Origin of the sequence: Falsiruegeria litorea R37 (assembly GCF_900172225.1) — a bacterium.
Lineage (GTDB): Bacteria > Pseudomonadota > Alphaproteobacteria > Rhodobacterales > Rhodobacteraceae > Falsiruegeria > Falsiruegeria litorea.
Map to the genome: position 1 here is coordinate 1,971,388 of NZ_FWFO01000001.1, position 19,835 is coordinate 1,991,222.

Annotated in this window: 14 protein-coding genes and 1 tRNA gene; 10 read left to right on the plus strand and 5 right to left on the minus strand. The window is 58.0% G+C overall.

Annotation, left to right across the window (positions count from 1 at the left end; translation table 11 throughout):
• The first annotated feature begins 167 nt into the window (after nt 1–167).
• Nucleotides 168–1,787: a long-chain-fatty-acid--CoA ligase gene (locus tag TRL7639_RS09665; RefSeq protein ID WP_085795480.1), complete on the plus strand. Its 1,620-nt coding sequence runs from the start codon at nt 168–170 to the stop codon at nt 1,785–1,787.
• Between the two features lie 35 nt (nt 1,788–1,822).
• Here TRL7639_RS09665 and TRL7639_RS09670 read toward each other — a convergent pair whose 3' ends face one another.
• From TRL7639_RS09670 to TRL7639_RS09685, 4 genes are all read right to left on the minus strand, one after another.
• Complete coding sequence (locus TRL7639_RS09670; RefSeq protein WP_085795481.1) at nt 1,823–3,445, minus strand: mechanosensitive ion channel family protein; 1,623 nt, start codon at nt 3,443–3,445, stop codon at nt 1,823–1,825.
• On the minus strand, nt 3,442–4,785 hold the full coding sequence (locus TRL7639_RS09675) for a mechanosensitive ion channel family protein (RefSeq protein WP_085795482.1): 1,344 nt from the start codon (nt 4,783–4,785) through the stop codon (nt 3,442–3,444). The genes TRL7639_RS09670 and TRL7639_RS09675 overlap by 4 nt, the downstream gene beginning before the upstream one ends.
• Before the next feature lie 217 nt (nt 4,786–5,002).
• Nucleotides 5,003–5,076, minus strand: a tRNA-Gly gene (locus TRL7639_RS09680).
• A gap of 74 nt (nt 5,077–5,150) precedes the next feature.
• A complete protein-coding gene (locus TRL7639_RS09685) occupies nt 5,151–7,199 on the minus strand; it encodes an ASKHA domain-containing protein (RefSeq protein ID WP_085795483.1) in 2,049 nt (682 codons plus the stop codon).
• A gap of 338 nt (nt 7,200–7,537) precedes the next feature.
• Between TRL7639_RS09685 and TRL7639_RS09690 the strand changes: the two genes are divergently transcribed.
• The 4 genes from TRL7639_RS09690 to TRL7639_RS09705 all read left to right on the plus strand — a co-directional run bounded on the left by TRL7639_RS09690 (nt 7,538) and on the right by TRL7639_RS09705 (nt 13,197).
• Entirely contained in the window at nt 7,538–8,032 is a 495-nt protein-coding gene (locus tag TRL7639_RS09690) for a hypothetical protein (RefSeq protein ID WP_085795484.1), read from the plus strand.
• Nucleotides 8,033–8,164: 132 nt separating this feature from the next.
• On the plus strand, nt 8,165–9,613 hold the full coding sequence (gene guaB / locus TRL7639_RS09695; RefSeq protein ID WP_085795485.1) for an IMP dehydrogenase: 1,449 nt from the start codon (nt 8,165–8,167) through the stop codon (nt 9,611–9,613).
• 10 nt (nt 9,614–9,623) lie between these two features.
• Nucleotides 9,624–10,793: an RsmB/NOP family class I SAM-dependent RNA methyltransferase gene (locus TRL7639_RS09700; RefSeq protein ID WP_085795486.1), complete on the plus strand. Its 1,170-nt coding sequence runs from the start codon at nt 9,624–9,626 to the stop codon at nt 10,791–10,793.
• Between the two features lie 97 nt (nt 10,794–10,890).
• Nucleotides 10,891–13,197, plus strand: coding sequence for a hybrid sensor histidine kinase/response regulator (locus tag TRL7639_RS09705; RefSeq protein WP_085795487.1), 2,307 nt, complete (start codon nt 10,891–10,893; stop codon nt 13,195–13,197).
• 22 nt (nt 13,198–13,219) lie between these two features.
• Here the strand turns inward: TRL7639_RS09705 and TRL7639_RS09710 are convergent, their stop codons facing one another.
• Nucleotides 13,220–13,813 carry a gamma-glutamyl kinase gene (locus TRL7639_RS09710; protein ID WP_085795488.1) on the minus strand — a complete coding sequence of 198 codons (594 nt, stop codon included), beginning with the start codon at nt 13,811–13,813 and terminating at the stop codon, nt 13,220–13,222.
• Nucleotides 13,814–14,006: 193 nt separating this feature from the next.
• Here TRL7639_RS09710 and recA point away from each other — a divergent pair, with 193 nt between their 5' ends.
• The 5 genes from recA (at nt 14,007) to TRL7639_RS09735 (ending at nt 19,830) form a co-directional block, all read left to right on the plus strand.
• On the plus strand, nt 14,007–15,077 hold the full coding sequence (gene recA / locus TRL7639_RS09715; protein ID WP_085795489.1) for a recombinase RecA: 1,071 nt from the start codon (nt 14,007–14,009) through the stop codon (nt 15,075–15,077).
• Between the two features lie 179 nt (nt 15,078–15,256).
• Nucleotides 15,257–17,929 carry an alanine--tRNA ligase gene (alaS, locus tag TRL7639_RS09720; protein ID WP_085795490.1) on the plus strand — a complete coding sequence of 891 codons (2,673 nt, stop codon included), beginning with the start codon at nt 15,257–15,259 and terminating at the stop codon, nt 17,927–17,929.
• A gap of 75 nt (nt 17,930–18,004) precedes the next feature.
• The gene (locus TRL7639_RS09725; protein WP_085795491.1) at nt 18,005–18,292 is read left to right on the plus strand and encodes a DUF1330 domain-containing protein; all 288 of its coding nucleotides are present in this window, start codon (nt 18,005–18,007) and stop codon (nt 18,290–18,292) included.
• A 123-nt stretch (nt 18,293–18,415) separates the two neighbouring features.
• Nucleotides 18,416–19,261: a class I SAM-dependent methyltransferase gene (locus TRL7639_RS09730; RefSeq protein WP_085796354.1), complete on the plus strand. Its 846-nt coding sequence runs from the start codon at nt 18,416–18,418 to the stop codon at nt 19,259–19,261.
• 107 nt (nt 19,262–19,368) lie between these two features.
• Entirely contained in the window at nt 19,369–19,830 is a 462-nt protein-coding gene (locus TRL7639_RS09735) for a hypothetical protein (RefSeq protein ID WP_133057635.1), read from the plus strand.
• Nucleotides 19,831–19,835: the final 5 nt, after the last annotated feature.

Genomic DNA, 19,835 nt, shown 5'->3' on the forward strand with positions numbered 1-19,835 from the left:
GCTAGTGGTCCCGTTGACGTGGCGCAAGCCCATGCGGTTTGCCTACGTTCCGTCACGGTTAAGTCTTGACAGATCACGCCTGTATCAATTGTCTGACAATTGACAGGAGCGCCCCGCCTGAACCTGAACCGGGTCGGCGCGCGGGCGGACGCATGGGAGGATTTGAAATGCTCGGACAAATGATGAAGCAACCCTTGCTGATTTCATCGCTCATTGATCATGCCGCGCGCTATCATGGTCAGACCGAGATCTGGTCGGTCAAAGCGGGTGGAGGGGTCGAGCAGACCAATTGGGCCGGGATCGCGGCCAATGCCCGCCGTTTGGGCTCGGCCTTGACCGCCCTGGGGCTAGAGCCGCAGACGCGCTGTGCGACCTTGGCGTGGAACAACCGTCGCCATTTGGAAATCTACTATGGCACGTCCGGGGCGGGGTTCGTCTGCCACACCATCAACCCGCGGCTCTTCCCCGAGCAGCTTATCTATATCGTCAACCATGCCCAGGATAAGGTGCTGTTTCTGGACGAGACCTTTGTGCCGCTGATCGGGCCGCTTTTGGACAAGCTCAAGACGCTGGAGCATGTGGTGTTGATGGGGCCGCGCAACGAAGATGCGGCAGCGAAACTTCCGGGGCTCAAGTTTTATGACGAGTTGATAGCCGACGGAGATGTAAGTTTCGCGTGGCCAGAGTTAGATGAAAATACGGCCTCAAGCCTTTGTTATACATCGGGAACAACGGGTAACCCCAAGGGTGTTCTCTATTCCCATCGGTCAACGGTATTGCACAGTTTCGCGTCCAATACACTGGATTGCGTCGGCTATTCTGCCCGCGATGTGGTGATGCCGGTGGTGCCCATGTTCCACGTCAACGCCTGGGGGTCTCCCTATGCATGCGCCATGTCTGGCGCGCGCATGGTGTTGCCAGGCGCCGATCTGCAGGGCGAGGCGCTGGTGGGGCTGATAGACAGCTATGGCGTCACGCTGGCGCTAGGTGTACCGACGATCTGGGCCGGGCTCTTGGCCTTTGCCCGCGAGACCGACACTACGCTTGAAAGCCTGACGCGCACGGTAATTGGCGGCTCGGCCTGTCCGCCGTCGATGATGGAGGAGTTTCGGGATGTCTATGGCGTGGAGACGATCCACGCCTGGGGTATGTCCGAGATGAGCCCGCTGGGGTCCACCAACACGCTGCTGGCCAAGCATCTGGATTTGCCAGCGGAGGAGCAGCACAAGCTGCGCGAAAATCAAGGGCGTCCGCCGTTTGGGGTCGAGCTCAAGATCGTGGATGATCAGGGGAAGGATCTGCCGCATGATGGCAAGACCCAAGGCGACCTGATGGTGCGCGGGCATTGGGTGCTCGACAGCTATTTCCTGAAACAGGGTGAAGAGCTGTTGCAGGACGGCTGGTTTGCGACCGGCGATGTGGCCACGTTGGATGCGGACGGCTACATGACAATCCGCGATCGGTCCAAGGACATCATCAAATCGGGCGGCGAATGGATCAGCTCGGTCGAGCTGGAAAACATCGCTGTGGGACATCCGCAGCTGGCCAGTGCGGCGGCCATCGGCCTGCCTCATCCCAAATGGGATGAACGCCCCGTGATCGTCGCCGTTCGGGCCCCGGACCAGGATGTAAGCGAAGCGCAAGTTCTAAGCTGGTTCGATGACAAGGTTGCGAAATGGCAGATCCCTGATCGGGCTGTCTTTGTCGATGCCTTGCCACTGGGCGCGACAGGCAAGGTTCTGAAACGCGAGTTGAAAGAGCAGTTCCGCGACCTGCTGACAGGGTGAATGGACAGGGCCGGTCTTTCGGACCGGCCTTCTTCTCAAGCTTGGTTGGCCGACGAATGAGCCAGTTTCCCGTCCCAGGGCGCTTCGGGAATTTTGGGCACCTCGGGGTCCGAGATGTACGACGGCGTCATGATCTGGGTCCCGTTTTCGTTGAACACATCCACGATGTTCTCATGCAGGTCCGAGCGGATCTTTGGCAGGCTTGACCCCCTTGAGGTAAAAGCGTTGACCTCATAGTTGATCGCATAGTCCGCCAACTGCGTCCAAAGCACAAACGGGGCAGGGTTTTTCTTGAGCCCCTGGGTCCGGTGCGCCGCCTCGATTAACATGGCCTTGATCTTTTTCGGGGGCTCCTCATACCCGATGCCAACGGTCGTATGAACCAGAATTCCGCGCCCGTCGACCTTGCGGGAAAAGTTGACGACCTCGGAATTCAGCAGTTGCGCGTTTGGGATACTGATCATCTCGTTCTTGATCGACTTGATGACAGTTTCCATCAGCTTGATTTCAACCACATCCCCGGTTTTGTCGCCCACCTGAATGCGGTCGCCCACGTTGGTGCTGCGCCGATAGATGACAAACAGGCCGGCCATCATGTTGGACACCACGGTGTTCGAGCCCAACGAAACCATAACACCCGCCAGAATGGTCAGCCCCTGAAAGGCCCGCGAATCCGAGCCGGGGATATAGGGGTAGGCAAAGACCAGGGCGATCACGATGATCAGGATCTTGGTCAAAAAGAACGTCGGACCGATCCAGTGTTTTTCGAAATCCGCGATTTCGAACACCCCTTGTTCCAGGTTGTCAAAAAAGATCCCGATGCCTTGGATCAGATACCGCGCGATCAAGGCGATGATTCCCAGCATGATCAAGTTTGGCAGATATCCGACGATGGCCCGCACCACGCCCAGAAGGGGTTCACTGACGTATTTCAACAAAAGTTCTGCCACCGGTCTGGTTTCGGCAAAAGCCAGCAAAACAAAGCTCAGGTAGTAGTAGAACAGGATCAGATAGCAGGCCCACATAAAGATCATGACAAAGAAATTGATCAGGCTGGTCAGGGCTTTGCGTTGCAAAATGGACTTGGTTGCGGCTTCGACCTGGGCTGTCCGTTTCCTGGCCAGTTTTTCGACAAAGCCGGACACTTTTCTGCGTCGTGTGAAGAACAGATAACTCACGATCAGAAACCCGGCAGACCAGGCCACGGCGCTCAGGGCGCTGTCGATCCGGGCCGATTGAGAGCGGTTTTCGCGGTATTTTAGAATGGCCGCTTCGATGGCTTGGGCCTGAAGGCCTGCAAGCACGTCGATTTCCATCTGCTCGTATTCTGCGTCCGCCGCTGTGGTGACCGAGACCATTTTTCCGTTCACCAGAATGTCTTCGCCAAACTCGCCCCCTCGGATCGTTATTTCGAGCGCGTCCGAGGCCACGGTCTCTGCGGCTGCGACGATGCGGTCCTGAATGCGCTCGGCGCGTTTCGCGGCGGGAAGCGCAGTCGAGCCGCGGATCACGAACAGCTCGTCCCCGTCCACGATGACAGGGGCCAGAAAGGATGGATCGTTTCGGAGCTTGGCTTCGGATGAGGGCGTGTCGGCCTGAGCCAGAGCTGAGACCGCACCAAGGATCACAATGACAAGAGCATAAACAAGTGTTTTCATTGTGCAGCTCCTTCGACCGGGATCAGGTGAACATCGCGCTGCGGGAAGGGGATCGAGATGCCGACGGCGTCGAACTCGATCTTGGCTTGGCCGGTGAGGTCCCAAAACACCGTCCAATAGTCGTCATTCTTGGTCCAGGGGCGGCAAAAGATGTTGACCGAGCTTTCTCCAAGCTCGCCGACAAAAATCTCGGCCGCAGGGTCTTTGAGGCACAGGTCGTGTTGCGCAACCAGCTTTGTCAGCACCTCGATGGCCAATGCCGCGTCGTCGGAATATCCGATGCCGAACACCAGATCGACGCGTCGGGTTTCGGACGCGCTGACATTGGTGATGATATCGCCCCAGATCTTGCTGTTGGGCACGACGATGATCTGGTTGTCGAAGGTTCTGATTTTGGTCGATACGACCGACATCTCGTCAACAAACCCGGACGAGCTGCCAACCTGGATGTAATCGCCGGTGTCAAAGGGTTTGAGCACCATGATCATCAACCCACTGGCCAGATTGCCCAGTGTTTCTTGCAGCGCAAAACCCAGGATAAAGGACAACCCGCCAAAGACGGCAAACAGCGGTGTTACATTTACGCCGAACAACCCAAGCACCACCAGAACACCCAAAACCATCACAGCCCAGAACACGGCGGTCGAGATGAAAGACTTGAGCAGTTTCGACAGCGAAGGCACCCGTGTCAGGCCTCGATCCGTCATGCGTCGGGCCAGTCGGGCAGCGAACATCAAAGCCCAAATCGACAGCAGGACAGTCAAGACGCTGAACAAAAAACCCAAACCGCCGTCCGTGTCGGTCAGCCAATCCAGCGCCGCGCTAAACAAAGTCTTGGGGTCTGTTGTTCTGAGCGCACCCGAAGCAGCGGCATAGGCGTAATCCTGATAAGGTTTGACCTCTTCTGGGGTGGCGCCTTTGTCCTGCCAGCCGGTCACGCTTGCTTGATAGTTGGCCAGATAAGCCTTGGTCGTCTGTTGAACCTCGGCCAATTGAGCACGCAAGGTTTCTGCCTTGGCATCTGAAGCGCTGTTCAAGTCCAGGTTCAGGTAGGACAGCTGTTCAAGCTGAGATCGAACATGGGCTTGCCAACCCTCGACCACCTGCGCCATTTCCGCGGCGGTGAGCGGAACCATGAGAATGCTCAAATCGTCTGGTGTCACCTCGGGTGCTAGCGTCCGCGTCACCAGGTCCGAGACATCCTGCGTGGTGTTTTCCTGAGGTGGAGTTTGTTCACCCGTCTCTTGAGCAAATGTTGGCGAATGGCTGACAAATCCAGCAACCAACGACAGTACAATCAAAACTCTGAACGTCAAAATCAGTCGAATAAAGCAATTCATGTTCTCTCCCCTGAACAGTATTATTGTCTATTTCTCCGTATCTTACTGTGCTGCATTTGATGGTTTCAGGCAATGACGAGGCACAGCCGAATTTGTCCGACAGTGTAGGGGCAGGACCCTAAGAGCGTCTGTATTCGACCTGGGAACCCAACATTCAGTCTGATGTCATGCGTTTTGCGCGTTTTGCGGTCGCAAGGCCAAAAATGTCCGGGATTTCTGGAGCGGGTAACGGGAATCGAACCCGTAACTTAAGCTTGGGAAGCTCGCGTGATACCTTTTCACCATACCCGCGCTCTGGCTTCTGACTATGTGCAGGGGCAGGGGAGGTCAAGCGGGAAAGCCCCCGCTTGACGTGTTGGAATTGTTCAGCTGCGACGACGACGGCGACGTCCGCCGCCTGATGCTGCTGCGGCGTCTGCTCCGGTGTTGAAGTTGACGTCCGGCAGGGTCACTTCGGTCGCCAGGATCGGGAAAGGTTCGGCCGAGTTCGGGATGGCCGAGGCGTTCACGAAATGCTCCTGAAAGCGCGGCTCGATTGCGGTCTCAATCTTGTGGATCGCGCGCACGGTCTCCTCGATCTCGGTGCGGGCCTTGCTGTTGAGCAGCGCTATGCGTGCGCCGGTGCCTGCGGCGTTGCCGGCCGATGTGACCTTGTCCAATTCGCAATCCGGGATCATGCCCAGAACCATGGCGTGTTTCGGGCTGATGTGGGCGCCAAAGGCCCCGGCCAGAACAATGCGGTCGACGGTGTCGACACCAAACTTGTCCATCAGCAGACGTGCACCGGAATAAAGCGCGGCCTTGGCCATCTGGATCTCGCGGATGTCGCGGTTGGTGACGGTGATCACCGGGCCGCCATCGGCGCTGCCATCCCAGACCTTATAAGAATAGGTACGCCCATCCAGGAAACAGCGCTCGGTGCCTGTCTGTTCGGGGTTGCCGATCAGTCCGGGGCCGTCGACGATGCCCGCCATGCGCATTTCGGCCACCATTTCGATGATGCCCGAGCCGCAGATGCCGGAAATGCCGGTGGTGGCGATGGCTTCGGCAAAGCCGTCCTCATCCGACCACAGGTCTGAGCCGATGACACGGAAGCGTGGCTCCTTTGTGACGGGGTCGATCTGCACCCGTTCGATGGCACCGGGGGCAGCGCGTTGGCCCGAGCTGATCTGCGCGCCCTCAAAGGCGGGACCGGTGGGCGAGGAACAGGCCAGCACCTTATCGGTGTTGCCCAGAAGGATCTCGGCGTTGGTGCCCACGTCGACGACCAGTACCAGGTCCTGCGATTTGTCGGGTGCCTCGGACAGCGCCACAGCGGCTGCATCCGCGCCCACGTGACCCGCAATACAGGGCAGCAGATAGATCTGAGCGGAGGGGTGGATGCTGTTGAGGTCCAGCTCGGATGCGGCCAGGTTCATGCTGTTGGCGGTGGCGAGCGCAAAGGGCGCCTGTCCAAGCTCGAACGGGTCGATGCCCAGGAACAGGTGGTGCATCACCGGGTTGCACACGAACACCGCATCAACCACCTGATGCGCTTCGATCTGCGCGTCCGTCACGATGTTGCGGAACAGCTCGTTCATGCCGTCGCGCACCGCGCGGGTCATCTCCTGATCACCGCCCGCATTCATCATGGCATAGCTCACGCGGCTCATCAGATCTTCGCCAAAGCGGATCTGCGGGTTCATGAGGCCAGAGGAAGCGACGACTTCACCGGTTGCCAGATCGCACAGATGCGCCGCAATGGTGGTCGAGCCAAGGTCGATGGCCAACCCGTAGATGCTGTTTTCATGCAGACCGGGATAAAGGTCGAGCAGGCGGGTTGGGCGGCCCGGCGCCTCGTGCAGCAGGCAGGTGACGGTCCAGCCGCCCTTGCGCAGCACCGGTTGCATCTTGGAAATGATCGGCAGAGCGATTTCGAACCCTTCGACCTGCCACTGATCGCGCAGCGCATCGCGCAAACGCTCAAGATCGCCGGACGGGTCGTGCATGTCCGGTTCCTGCACCTCGACATAGCACAAACGCGTGGTCGGGTTCAGGGTGATATCGCGCGCCTCGGCCCGTTTGCGGACCACCTGACGGTGGACCTGGCTTTCGGGGGGCACGTCGATGACGATGTCACCCTGAACGGTGGCCTGACAGCCCAAACGACGGCCTGGCGTCAGCCCGCGCTTGTCGTCATAGCGTTGCTCGACCTTGTTCCATTCGGACAGGGCATCCTCTTTCACGGTCACGCCGTGTTTGGGAAACTCGCCATAAGACGGGGTGATCTGGCATTTCGAACAGATTCCGCGCCCGCCACAGACCGAATCCAGATCAACGCCCAACTGGCGCGCAGCCGTCAGGATCGGCGTGCCAACAGGAAAGTGTCCGCGTTTGCCGGACGGGGTGAAAACGACAAGAGGATCGGTGCTCATTCAGGTGCCTTCTGGTTCCGGGTTTGACGCGGAGAATATGATGTTCGCGGCAAAGCGAAAGGTGTCGGGCGGCATATTTCGGTCAGCGGGCGTCATTTTGGCAAAAATCTTGTACCTGAAATGCGATTTTAACCGGCTCTGTCAGGGGACGTAGCCCGAAAATCAAAGCATCCGTGGCTAAGGTCGTGGCCTTGGGAGCCGACTTGGTTAACCTATTGGGCGCGTGGCCCGAATTCTTTCGCCAAATTGCGCAACAGCTGCCCCAATCCCGACAGAATCAAGACGCTAAGTGGCGTCAAATGCATTTTGCAGCAGACTTAACCAGTGAGGTATTTGTTATGGACTTTGGGTTCGACGTAACCGGCGCAGTGGCCGGAGTTTCAGAGGCACGCAGCGGCCTGTCCGGGAAATTCACGATGATCATGATCATTGCGGTTATTGGGCTGGTGGGTCGACAGGTCTTTGTGGCCTTTGGTCCCAGTTTGAAATTTTCCAATCCTTTTGCGCGGTTTTCCGGATTTGGCCTGATCGGCGTTGCGATGGCGGTCTTTGTTGGCGGTCTGCTTGTGTCCGGCAAGGGACGTACGGCCCTGATTCAACTGCAGCGCAATATTTCGGATCCATTCATTGTAAGCGTGCTCGAGCGGGACAGCTGTGATGTGGCCTCGGGTGCGTATTGTGTTGTGGTCTTCGAAGGAGAGCGCGAGATTGTGGTGAACTGGTTCGACAAGCGGGTCGATATGTTCGCCATTGCCAATCCCCGGACCGAGGTGCATTGGCTGACGGTCCGACCACAGTTGCGGCCCGAGACGGCGCTGTTGGCTGGGGGGTAAGCGGCCCAAATCCCCAAGGACACGGCGGCGCGGCGTTTCCTTGCGTCAAATAACTTGTCCCCAGACCTTTCCCCCGGTTTCGATCCATGCAATAGGGTGACCGTCAAACGGGGTTATGCATGGGGATGACAAATGCAGATTCGTGAGGCGCTCACCTTTGATGATGTTCTACTAGAGCCGGCGGCCTCGTCGGTTCTGCCTGCAACGGCGGATACGACCACGCGTGTGACGCGGTCGATCTCGATGAACATCCCATTGCTCAGCTCGGCGATGGACACCGTGACCGAGGGGCGGATGGCCATCGCCATGGCACAGGCGGGCGGCATCGGCGTGATCCACAAGAACCTGGACGCAGACAACCAGGCACGCGAAGTGCGCCGGGTCAAACGGTTCGAATCCGGTATCGTCTACAACCCCGTCACGCTGCGTGCAGAGCAGACGGTTGCGGACGCCAAGGCCCTGGTGCAGCGCTATAACTTCACCGGTTTCCCGGTCGTAGACGAAACAGGTCGCGTTGTTGGCATCGTGACCAACCGGGATATGCGTTTTGCCACCTCCGACGAGACGCCGGTCAAGGCCGTGATGACATCCGAGAACCTGGCCATCTTGCGCGAACCCGCGGATCGGGACGAGGCCAAGTCACTGATGCAGGCGCGCCGGATCGAAAAGCTGCTGGTGACGGACGCTGATGGCAAGCTGACCGGTCTGCTGACATTGAAAGACACCGAACAAGCAGTGCTGAACCCCACGGCGTGCAAGGACCAGTTGGGCCGATTGCGCGTAGCGGCGGCAAGTTCTGTTGGGGACAGCGGCTTTGCCCGCAGTGAAATGCTTGTGGATGCAGGCGTCGACATCATCGTTGTCGACACCGCGCATGGGCATTCGGAGGGTGTCATCGATGCGGTCAAGCGCGCCAAGGCGCTGTCGAACGAGGTTCAGATCATCGCGGGCAATGTTGCCACTGGCGACGCGACCAAGGCACTGATCGACGCTGGCGCAGACGCGATCAAGGTGGGCATCGGGCCGGGCTCGATCTGTACCACGCGTATGGTTGCAGGTGTGGGCGTACCGCAATTGACCGCGATCATGGATTGCGCCGCAGCCGCCGGAGATGTGCCGGTGATTGCCGACGGTGGCATCAAGTTCTCAGGTGATTTCGCCAAGGCCATCGCGGCTGGCGCTTCCTGCGCTATGGTGGGCTCGATGATTGCGGGCACCGATGAGAGCCCGGGCGAGGTCATCCTGTATCAGGGCCGCTCGTTCAAATCTTATCGTGGCATGGGGTCCCTGGGCGCCATGGCGCGCGGCTCAGCCGATCGCTATTTCCAAAAGGATGCGGCCAGCGACAAGCTGGTGCCCGAGGGAATCGAGGGGCAGGTGCCCTATAAAGGCCCGGCAAGCGCTGTGATCCACCAGTTGGTGGGCGGCCTGCGCGCGGCCATGGGTTATACAGGTTGTGCCACGGTCGAAGAAATGCGCCGCAACTGCAATTTCGTGAAGATCACTGGTGCGGGGCTGAAGGAAAGCCACGTCCACGACGTGCAGATCACCCGCGAAAGCCCCAACTATCGTATCATGTGAGGCAACAGGCATGACCCCGGCGGCGCGCGTTCAGACCGCGATCACCCTTTTGGATGAAATAAGCGCCGGGTCCCCCGTCGAGAAGGCCTTGACCGGGTGGGCCCGGCGCAGCCGCTATGCCGGCTCCAAGGATCGGGCGGCCGTTCGGGATCATGTGTTCGACGTCATTCGCCAACGCCGCTCCTTGGCCGCTTTGGGCGGTGGCGACAGTGGACGGCAGTTGATGCTTGGCCTGTGCCGACGCAAGGAATTGGATCTGGCGACCGTGTTCAATGGGGCGCCTCATGCGCCAGTTCCCTTGGCAGAGAGCGAGCTGACGGCGGGACGCGATCCACTCGAGGGGGCCGAGGCAGCGGATATTCCTGACTGGCTTTGGCCCCAATTCCACGAAAGCTTGGGAGAACTCGCGGGGCGGGCTGCGGAAATCATGCAAACGCGCGCGGCTGTTCATCTGCGGGTCAACATTGATCGCATCACGCGGGATGAGGTCATTGCACGATTGGCCGCAGAAGGGATCGTTTGTGTCCCGCATTCCGTCGCAACAACCGCGCTCGAGGTGACTGAAGGTGCCCGCAAGGTCACGCAAAGCGAGACGTTCAAGTCTGGGTTTGTCGAACTGCAGGATGCAGCCAGCCAGGCGGTAGTCGAAGCACTGAAACTTGAGCCGGGGATGCGCGTTCTGGATTACTGTGCAGGGGGTGGCGGAAAGGCTTTGGCCTTGGCGGCGCACGCAGGAGTTGAAGTTGTGGCTCATGATGTTGCGCCGCAGCGGATGCGTGATCTGCCGGAACGTGCAGCAAGAAATAAGGCCAATATCGAGGTGGTCACGCCAAAGGCGTTGAGATCGGCCGGTCAATTCGACCTGGTTTTGGCAGATGCGCCTTGTTCCGGCAGCGGATCTTGGCGTCGAGCGCCGGCTGGCAAGTGGCAGTTGACGCCTGATCGGTTTGAAGACCTGTTGCAGACGCAGCGTGAAGTCATGGACGTGGCGTCGGGTTTTGTGAGCGGTAAGGGCACGTTTGCCTACGCGACTTGTTCGGCTTTGAACGCTGAAAACAATGAACAATCCAAGGGGTTTCTTGAACGAAACCCGGATTGGGTATTGGAATCCATGCAGACTTGGACCGTGCTCGAGGGGGGGGACGGTTTTTTTGTGGCTCAGATGTCTCGGGGACTTTGACAGTATATTCAACCTTGGGTAGAATTTATTTTCGTTAATCAGGGTTTAACCCTTGGTGCGCGAAATACTGTCAAAGACCTACGAATGGAGTCGCGCCTTGACCGCCTTCAGCGACGCGATCACATCTGACAAGACGGGCCAGAGCCCGAGCAGCGCCCGTATCGTCGCGGTTTTGGTGTTGGCTCTTGTTCTTGCGGTGACAGGAACCTTGGGGCCGTTTGCCGATGTCATTGACATGCTGCTCGTTGCAGCTGCGGGCAGTATGGCGGTGGTCGCAATCGTGCTTGGGATCTGGGGGCATCGCAGCCGAGTGGTGCAGACGATGGCCCGAGACATGGTCGCCGGTTTCATTGAAAAGGACGCCTGCGCGAGTTTCGTGACCGACGATGAAGGTCTCATACAGACACGCAACACTGCCGCCCGATCGCGGTTTTCAGATGATCAGGCCGAGACACTGGCGGCAACTCTTCGATCAATATTTGCCAATCCATCCGCGGTTCTGTTTCGGTTGCAATCGCGTGCTCGGATTGACGGAAACGCGACCGAGGATATCGTCACGCGCCGCGGTCACATTCGCCTTGCGGTGCATGCACTTGCCGACGGCGGTCTCTTGTGGCGCGTCGAAGAGATGTTGGATCGTGGTGGGCTTGGGCGAGGCGGAGATCCGACGCCAATTCCAATGCTGACAATCGGACGGTCCGGGGCAGTCTTGTTCATGAACGAAGCTGCCCGCGAGTTAGTTGGGGAGCGAGCTAAATCCCTGGACCGGCTGTTTTTGTCGATGCCGGTCGAACCTGGAAAAACTCAGGTCATCACGACGGCGCGGGGTCCGGTCACTGTTGTTGTCGCTGAACATGGGACGTCACAGGTGCGGCGTGAACTTTATTTGTTGCCGGTCAACGTGCCCAACCATTCTGACCCTCAGGAAAGCTTCAACACGCTTCCGGTGCCGATGCTCAAGGTCGAACCGCAGGGCAAAGTGGTCGAAGCAAACAGGCTTGCGAGCGAGCTATTGGGGCAATCTTCAATCAGCGGAACCCACATCAATCAGATCATGCAAGGGTTGGGACGTCCAATTGCTGATTGGCTCAGGGACGTAGTCGAAGGTGTCGCAGCGCAAAAGTCAGAGTTTCTGCGACTGACACGCAAGGACAAAGAGGTGTTCGTTCAAGTCACGTTGAGCCGAATTACGGAGAACGGAAAACCGGCCCTGATCGCCGTCTTGAACGATGCCACCGAGCTCAAGACCTTGGAGGCACAATTTGTGCAAAGTCAAAAGATGCAAGCGATCGGCCAGCTTGCCGGCGGCGTTGCTCATGACTTCAACAATCTTTTGACTGCGATTTCAGGTCATTGCGACCTGTTGTTGCTGCGCCATGATCAGGGAGATCAAGATTTTGGCGATTTGGTTCAAATTAACCAGAACGCCAATCGGGCGGCAGCTTTGGTCAGTCAATTGTTGGCCTTCTCCCGTAAGCAAACTCTGCGACCCGAGACGTTGGATTTGCGGGACACATTGTCGGATTTGACGCATCTGCTCAACCGTCTGGTGGGGGAGAAAGTTACGCTCACGCTCAGCCATGATCCGGTCTTGAAGCCGGTTCGCGCGGACAAGCGGCAACTGGAACAGGTGCTGATGAATTTGGTGGTGAACGCACGAGACGCTATGCCTCAGGGCGGGGAGATTCGGATCGAGACGGAAGTGATCCACTTGGATGATGCACTGGAACGTGACCGTGCGACTTTGCCGCCGGGCGAGTACGTGACGGTTAAGGTGCGCGACGAAGGGGTCGGTATCGCTCCGGATAAGATCCAAAAGGTGTTCGAGCCGTTTTATACCACTAAACGCACCGGCGAAGGGACGGGCCTGGGGCTTTCGACGGCTTATGGAATTATCAAGCAAACGGGTGGATACATTTTTGTCGACAGTGTCGAGGGGAAGGGAACGGAGTTCATAATATACTTCCCTGTCCACGCTGATCTGCCTCACGCAGATGTTTCGAGCACGGATGAGCAAGCCCCGGTTCAAGTACGCCATGGAGAAGGCGTGGTGCTGCTGGTAGAAGACGAGGCACCGGTCCGAGCCTTTGCCTCACGCGCGCTTCGGCTGCGAGGCTATACTGTGTTGGAGGCGGAGTCGGCCGAAGATGCTTTGAAAACCTTGCAAGATCCAGAACTGTCCGTGGACGTATTTGTGACCGATGTTGTCATGCCCGGCCTGGACGGGCCCACTTGGGTCCGCGAGGCGCTTAAGGAAAGACCGCAAGTCCGCGTGGTCTTTGTATCGGGGTACGCCGAAGGTGCGTTCGGTGACGCTGAACCGGATATCCCGAATTCAGTCTTCTTGCCCAAACCCTTTTCTCTGAACCAACTGACCGAAACAGTGCATCAGCAGCTGGCTTGATCCGAAACACCCCGTCCGATCCCTATTGCGCGGCGGCATGCAGTTCGAATTCGTCAGCCAGTTTGCGCTCGAGCTTGTCTTTTGTGTTTGATGACAGTGACAGTTTCATTTCAGGTGAGGCGTTTTCCCGGGAAAGTTTCAGCTCAATGTCGAGGCGTTTTTCGAGGAACTCATTCAAGGCAGGCTGGTTTTCGTATTTGAACAGATGCGTGATACCAGTGCCGTTGGGCCGCGTTTCCAGAAACTTGAGTTGGCTGCCTACGTTTGCGTACGATGGGCGGTCGCCCCGAAGGTAGGCATCGACAAAAGCGTCAAAACTGACGTCATGGGTAGAGTTCTGGTGTCCCTCCATGCCGGGGCGACGCCGGTACCGGTACCAGCTGCCCAGCCAACTGAGAGGATGGCGAATGACGGCCATCGTCTCCATCTCGACGCCGCAAACTCTGTCAAACATGGGCCGAAAGAAGCGATTGTAGCGATAGACTGGTGCGTGCTTCAGTTCGGGGGGATTCGCGATTACCATGTCGGCTCGTGTCCGCAAGGCTGATTGATACGCGGTCGTGCCAGTTTTGGGGACCGCCAGAAAAGCCAGCCTTTCTTTGTAAAAAACAAGCATTTGCAAGACGCCCCTTACTTCAGTTTCACTGCAAAAATGCCGTAAACCTGCTGTTAACACAATTCCGAAAGAGTGAGACCAGAAAGATTTTAATTGAAATGTTCTACTTTTGATCTCATAAGGAACAAGAGTAGAACAAAGCAGTGATTGCCGCCTGCGGCAGGCTATGACAATAAGGAAGGCGAACGAGACAATGGCGGATCTTCTGACAATGAGCAGCAAGCAGAACGCGGATAAGCAAAAGGCGCTGGACAGCGCCCTGGCTCAGATCGAACGACAGTTCGGCAAAGGGTCGATCATGAAACTGGGTGATGGCAACGCGATCCAGGAAATCGAGGCGAGCTCGACCGGATCGCTTGGCCTGGACATCGCGCTTGGCATTGGCGGCCTGCCGATGGGCCGGATTGTTGAAATCTACGGCCCCGAAAGTTCGGGCAAGACAACGCTGACGCTGCATTGTGTGGCCGAGCAGCAGAAACGCGGCGGTGTCTGTGCCTTTGTCGACGCCGAGCATGCGCTTGACCCGCAGTATGCCCGTAAACTGGGCGTTGATTTGGATGAGCTGCTGATTTCGCAGCCCGACACTGGTGAACAGGCGTTGGAGATTACGGATACTCTGGTGCGATCCGGCGCGGTGAACATGGTCATCGTCGACTCGGTGGCGGCGCTGACGCCCAAGTCCGAGCTTGAAGGCGACATGGGCGACAGCAGTGTAGGCGTGCAGGCCCGTCTGATGAGCCAGGCCATGCGTAAACTGACCGGTTCGATCAGTCGTTCGAATTGTATGGTGATTTTCATCAACCAGATCCGAATGAAAATCGGCGTCATGTTCGGTTCGCCTGAAACCACTACGGGTGGCAACGCGCTAAAATTCTACAGCTCGGTGCGTCTGGACATTCGCCGCATCGGTCAGATCAAGGATCGTGACGAAGTTGTCGGCAACGCCACCCGCGTCAAAGTGGTCAAGAACAAGGTCGCACCGCCGTTCAAGCAGGTCGAATTCGACATCATGTATGGCGAAGGCATCTCGAAAATGGGTGAGCTGCTGGATCTTGGCGTTAAGGCCGGTGTGGTTGCCAAGTCCGGGTCGTGGTTCAGCTATGGTGATGAACGGATTGGCCAAGGTCGTGAAAACGCCAAGCAATTCTTGCGCGACAATTCCCGCGTCGCGCTTGAGATCGAGGACAAGATCCGCGCCGCCCATGGGCTGGAATTCGACATGCCGCCGGGTGAAGCGGCGGATGACGACATCCTCGAGGCGTAACCGGACACGGGCGGGAACCCTAATAATCCCCCCGGTATTCGCCAGAGCGCTTAGAACAGGTAGAGCAAGGCGGCTCTTGGGCCGTCTTGTTTCGTTTGCGGCATCGCGGCCTGTGGACAGTCGCAAACCGTGGCGATACACCTGCACGGAACCACTTTCCCCTGTGCCGAGAGACGCTGATGGCCACGCTGAACGATATCCGATCGACTTTTCTGAACTACTTTGCCAAGCAAGGGCACGAGGTTGTCGCCTCGAGCCCGCTGGTGCCGCGCAACGATCCGACGCTGATGTTTGCGAACTCGGGCATGGTGCAGTTCAAGAACCTGTTTACCGGTCTGGAAAACCGCGACTACAAACGTGCCACCACCTCGCAGAAATGCGTGCGCGCTGGCGGCAAGCACAATGACCTCGACAATGTGGGTTACACCGCGCGTCACCACACGTTTTTCGAGATGCTCGGCAACTTTTCGTTCGGGGACTATTTCAAGCATGAGGCGATCCCTTTTGCCTGGGAACTGATCACCAAGGATTTCGAGATCGATAAATCGCGCCTGCTGACCACGGTGTATCACACCGATGACGAGGCGTTCGAGATCTGGAAAAAGGTTGGCGTGCCCGAGGATCGGATTATCCGTATCGAGACGTCCGACAACTTTTGGCAGATGGGCCCAACCGGCCCGTGCGGTCCGTGTACCGAGATTTTCTATGACCACGGCGATCACATCTGGGGGGGGCCTCCGGGCTCGCCCGAGGAAGACGGCGACCGGTTCATCGAGATCTGGAACATCGTATTCATGCAGAACGAGCAGTTCGAAGATGGCTCGATGGTGCCGCTCGACATGCAGTCGATTGATACCGGCATGGGACTGGAGCGCATCGGTGCGTTGCTACAGGGCAGCCACGACAACTATGACACCGATCTGTTCAAGGCACTCATCGAGGCCAGTGCAGATGCCACCAGCGTTGATCCCTATGGCGACAAGAACGTGCATCACCGCGTGATCGCCGATCACCTGCGGTCAACCTCGTTCCTGATTGCCGATGGGGTGATGCCGTCGAACGACGGTCGCGGTTATGTTCTGCGCCGGATCATGCGTCGCGCGATGCGTCACGCGCACCTGCTGGGGTCGAAAGATCCCGTCATGCACCGTCTTGTGCCCGCACTGGTGCAACAGATGGGCGCGGCGTACCCCGAGTTGGGGCAGGCACAGGCGCTGATTGAAGAGACGCTGCAGCTGGAGGAAACCCGGTTCAAGCAGACGCTGGATCGTGGCCTCAAGCTGTTGGACGACGAGTTGGGCAGCCTGGACACTGGCGCGCCGTTGTCGGGCGAAGCGGCGTTCAAGCTGTATGATACCTATGGGTTTCCTCTGGATCTGACGCAGGATGCGTTGCGTGAAAAGGGCCGGACCGTGGACACCGACGGGTTTGATGCCGCCATGGCCGAGCAAAAAGCCAAGGCACGTGCTGCATGGTCGGGCTCGGGTGAGGCGGCGGATAATGCTGTCTGGTTTGATGTTCTTGACAGTGCAGATGCCACCGATTTCTTGGGGTATGACACCGAAAAGGCCGAAGGTCAGGTGATGGCTCTGATCACGGACGGCGCTTTGACCGACAAGATTGCCGAGGGCGGCAGCGGTTGGGTGGTCGTGAACCAAACGCCATTTTACGGCGAGGCAGGCGGCCAGGTCGGCGACAGCGGCGTGATCCGTCGTCTGGAAAACCGGGATGAGGTTTCGCTGGTCGAAGACACCAAGAAATTCGCCGATGGCAAGATCTATGCCCATAAGGTCTCCGTTGAACGTGGCGCGATCTCGAAGGGGGACCCCGTAGAATTGGAGGTCGATCATACGCGTCGTTCGGCCATCCGCGCCAACCACTCGGCCACGCACCTGCTGCACGAGGCACTGCGCGAGCACCTGGGCGATCACGTGGCGCAGCGGGGCTCGCTCAATGCCGCCGACCGTCTGCGGTTCGATTTCAGCCATGGCAAGGCGTTGAGCGAAGATCAGATGACTCAGGTGGCGGCTGACGTGAACAGCTTCATCCGTCAAAATTCGACCGTGGAAACCCGAATCATGACACCGGATGACGCTCGCGCGATTGGTGCTCAGGCGCTCTTTGGAGAGAAGTATGGCGACGAGGTTCGCGTTGTCTCCATGGGGCAGGCCGAGACAGGCAAGGGTCAGGACGGCACCACCTATTCGATTGAATTATGCGGCGGTACGCATGTCAAACAGACTGGTGATATTGGCACGTTTGTGTTGTTGGGGGACAGCGCGTCGTCGGCTGGTGTGCGCCGGATCGAGGCGCTGACAGGCGCGGCGGCGTTTGAGCATCTGTCGGCGGAAGCAGCTCGTGTGGGAGAGATCAGCGGCATGCTAAAGACCCAACCGTCTGAGACGGTGGACCGGGTCAAGGCGCTGATGGACGAACGCAAGGCGCTGCAGAACGAGGTGGCCAGTCTGCGTCGTGAATTGGCGATGGCCGGGGGTGCCGGGCAGGGTGGTGGTGCCGAGGCCCGTGAAGTCAATGGCGTCAAATTCCTGGCTCAGGCGCTGAGTGGCGTGTCTGGCAAGGACCTGCCTGCGCTGATCGACGAGCACAAGGATCGTCTGGGATCTGGCGCGGTTCTGCTGATTGCGGATGCCGGTGGCAAGGCCGCTGTGGCGGCGGGCGTGACCAAGGATCTGACAGATACGGTGTCGGCCGTCGATCTGGTCAAGGCTGCTGTGGTCGAATTGGGCGGTAAGGGGGGTGGTGGCCGCCCCGATATGGCGCAGGGTGGCGGCAAGGATGCATCCAAAGCCGACGCGGCGATCAAGGCGGCTGAGGCTGTTCTACAGGGTTGACCATCTGGTCAAAAATGACTTGGCCTTTCCGGCAGATCCCGTAATCTGCCGGAAACTTAGTTGAGGAGAACACCCATGCCCGCACTCTGGATTGCTCATGTGACCGTCACAGACGCCGACGCCTATGGCAAATATGCCGAACTGGCGGGGCCTGCGATTGCCAAACATGGCGGCAGTTTCATCGCCCGTGGCGGCCGTTTTGTGCAGCTTGAAGGCAAGGAACGTCCCCGCAACGTTGTGGCCAAATTTCCGAGCGTCGATGCGGCAGTGAATTGTTATCACTCGCCCGAGTATCAAGAGGCGCTTAGCCATGCGCGGGATGCGTCGGAACGCGAGTTGATGGTTGTCGAAACATCAGAGTAGACTTGCGCGTAAATCCTGCAAGACCCGCCCAGTTCCGCTGCGGCGGGTTTTCTTTTGTCGGGGTTGGATGGGCGGCAAAAGCGCGATAAGGACAGATCAGCCAATGCCAAGGGGGTTCGGATCGTGAAGAAAAGAAAATTTCCAAAGATCAATGCGTTGCTGGACCCATTGGACGTCAAGCTGATTGATCGAGCGGACGAGATTGCCGAGACCGAACGACTGGTTGCGTTTGAGCGGCGCGGTGGCTTGGAAAAGCCCGCGTATGCGTTGAGCCCAGGTATGGAGGGTTTTGATATCTCGGGATTGGTGCGCGAATACGAGACGCACAAAGACGCGCTCGCTGCTTTGCACGATCCTGCCCAAAACAAGACCGGATACCGATCGAACAACGGCTATTACGACACGCCAGATGCCGAGGCGTTGTATCTGATGGTACGTCGCTATCAGCCTAGGCATGTGATCGAGGTCGGTTGCGGAAATTCCACACGCATTACACGACAGGCGGTGATTGATGGCGGTCTGAACACCAAGATCACGGCCATTGATCCATTTCCGCGTGCTGATATTGCTCATGTTATAAATGCATTCGAACAAAAGCGATTGGAGGATGTCGACCCCGCGCTGTTTGACACCTTGGGCCCTGGCGACATCCTGTTCATTGACAGCAGCCATCAGGTCCGGATGAGCAATGATGTGGCGCATTTGTTCTGTCGGATCATCCCCCGCCTGGCGCCGGGTGTTGTGATCCATGTGCATGATGTCTTTCTGCCCTATGAATACCCAAAACGGTTCTTCTACGACTGCCCTTCGTGGGCTGAACAGTATGTGTTGCACACATTGATCCAGACGAGCGGCTACCAACTTCTGTGGCCTGGATATTATCTGCAACAGGATCGACCGGACGCTGTGAAGGCGCTGCCGTTCTTGGCAGGTGGGCGAGCCCAAAGTTTCTGGATCCGCAAGACGTAAATCTGCCGCTTTGCCATAGTCTGGCCGAAATCCGTGGTTAACATGGGCGAAACCACATTCGGCCCGGCAAAAGACCGGGTACAGGTAGAGGCAGTTGGGTGATGCAAGTGAAACAGGCAATTTGGGCCGCAACTTTGGTCGTCAGCGGTGCTTCCGCAGCAGATGCAGGTCCGGATCAAATTTCGATCCTGTTGGGGTCGCATCACATAGGTGCGACTCGTGATTTCGAAGAATTCAATCCCGGTGTCATCGTGACCTGGAAAGAGTTGTTGTGGAATAACCGTCTGGACGTAGGCGTGGGCGTCTTTCGCAACAGCTATGGTGATGCTTCGGCGGTTGTGACAACCGCTTTTCCGCTGGTGCGCAATAAGAACTGGGGCTTGGATGTGTTTGCCGCCCTTGCCACGTATCCCGGCGAGGGCGATCAGTTCAGCCATTCTATCGGGGATGTGGTGCCAATTGCGGGCCTGCAGGCCCGCTATCGCAATGTGTTTGTTCAGGCAATCCCGTCTGGTGGCAGTTCGGTTGATGCCACGCTGACCTATGGGCTTACCTTCGCGCTGGAATGATCCTG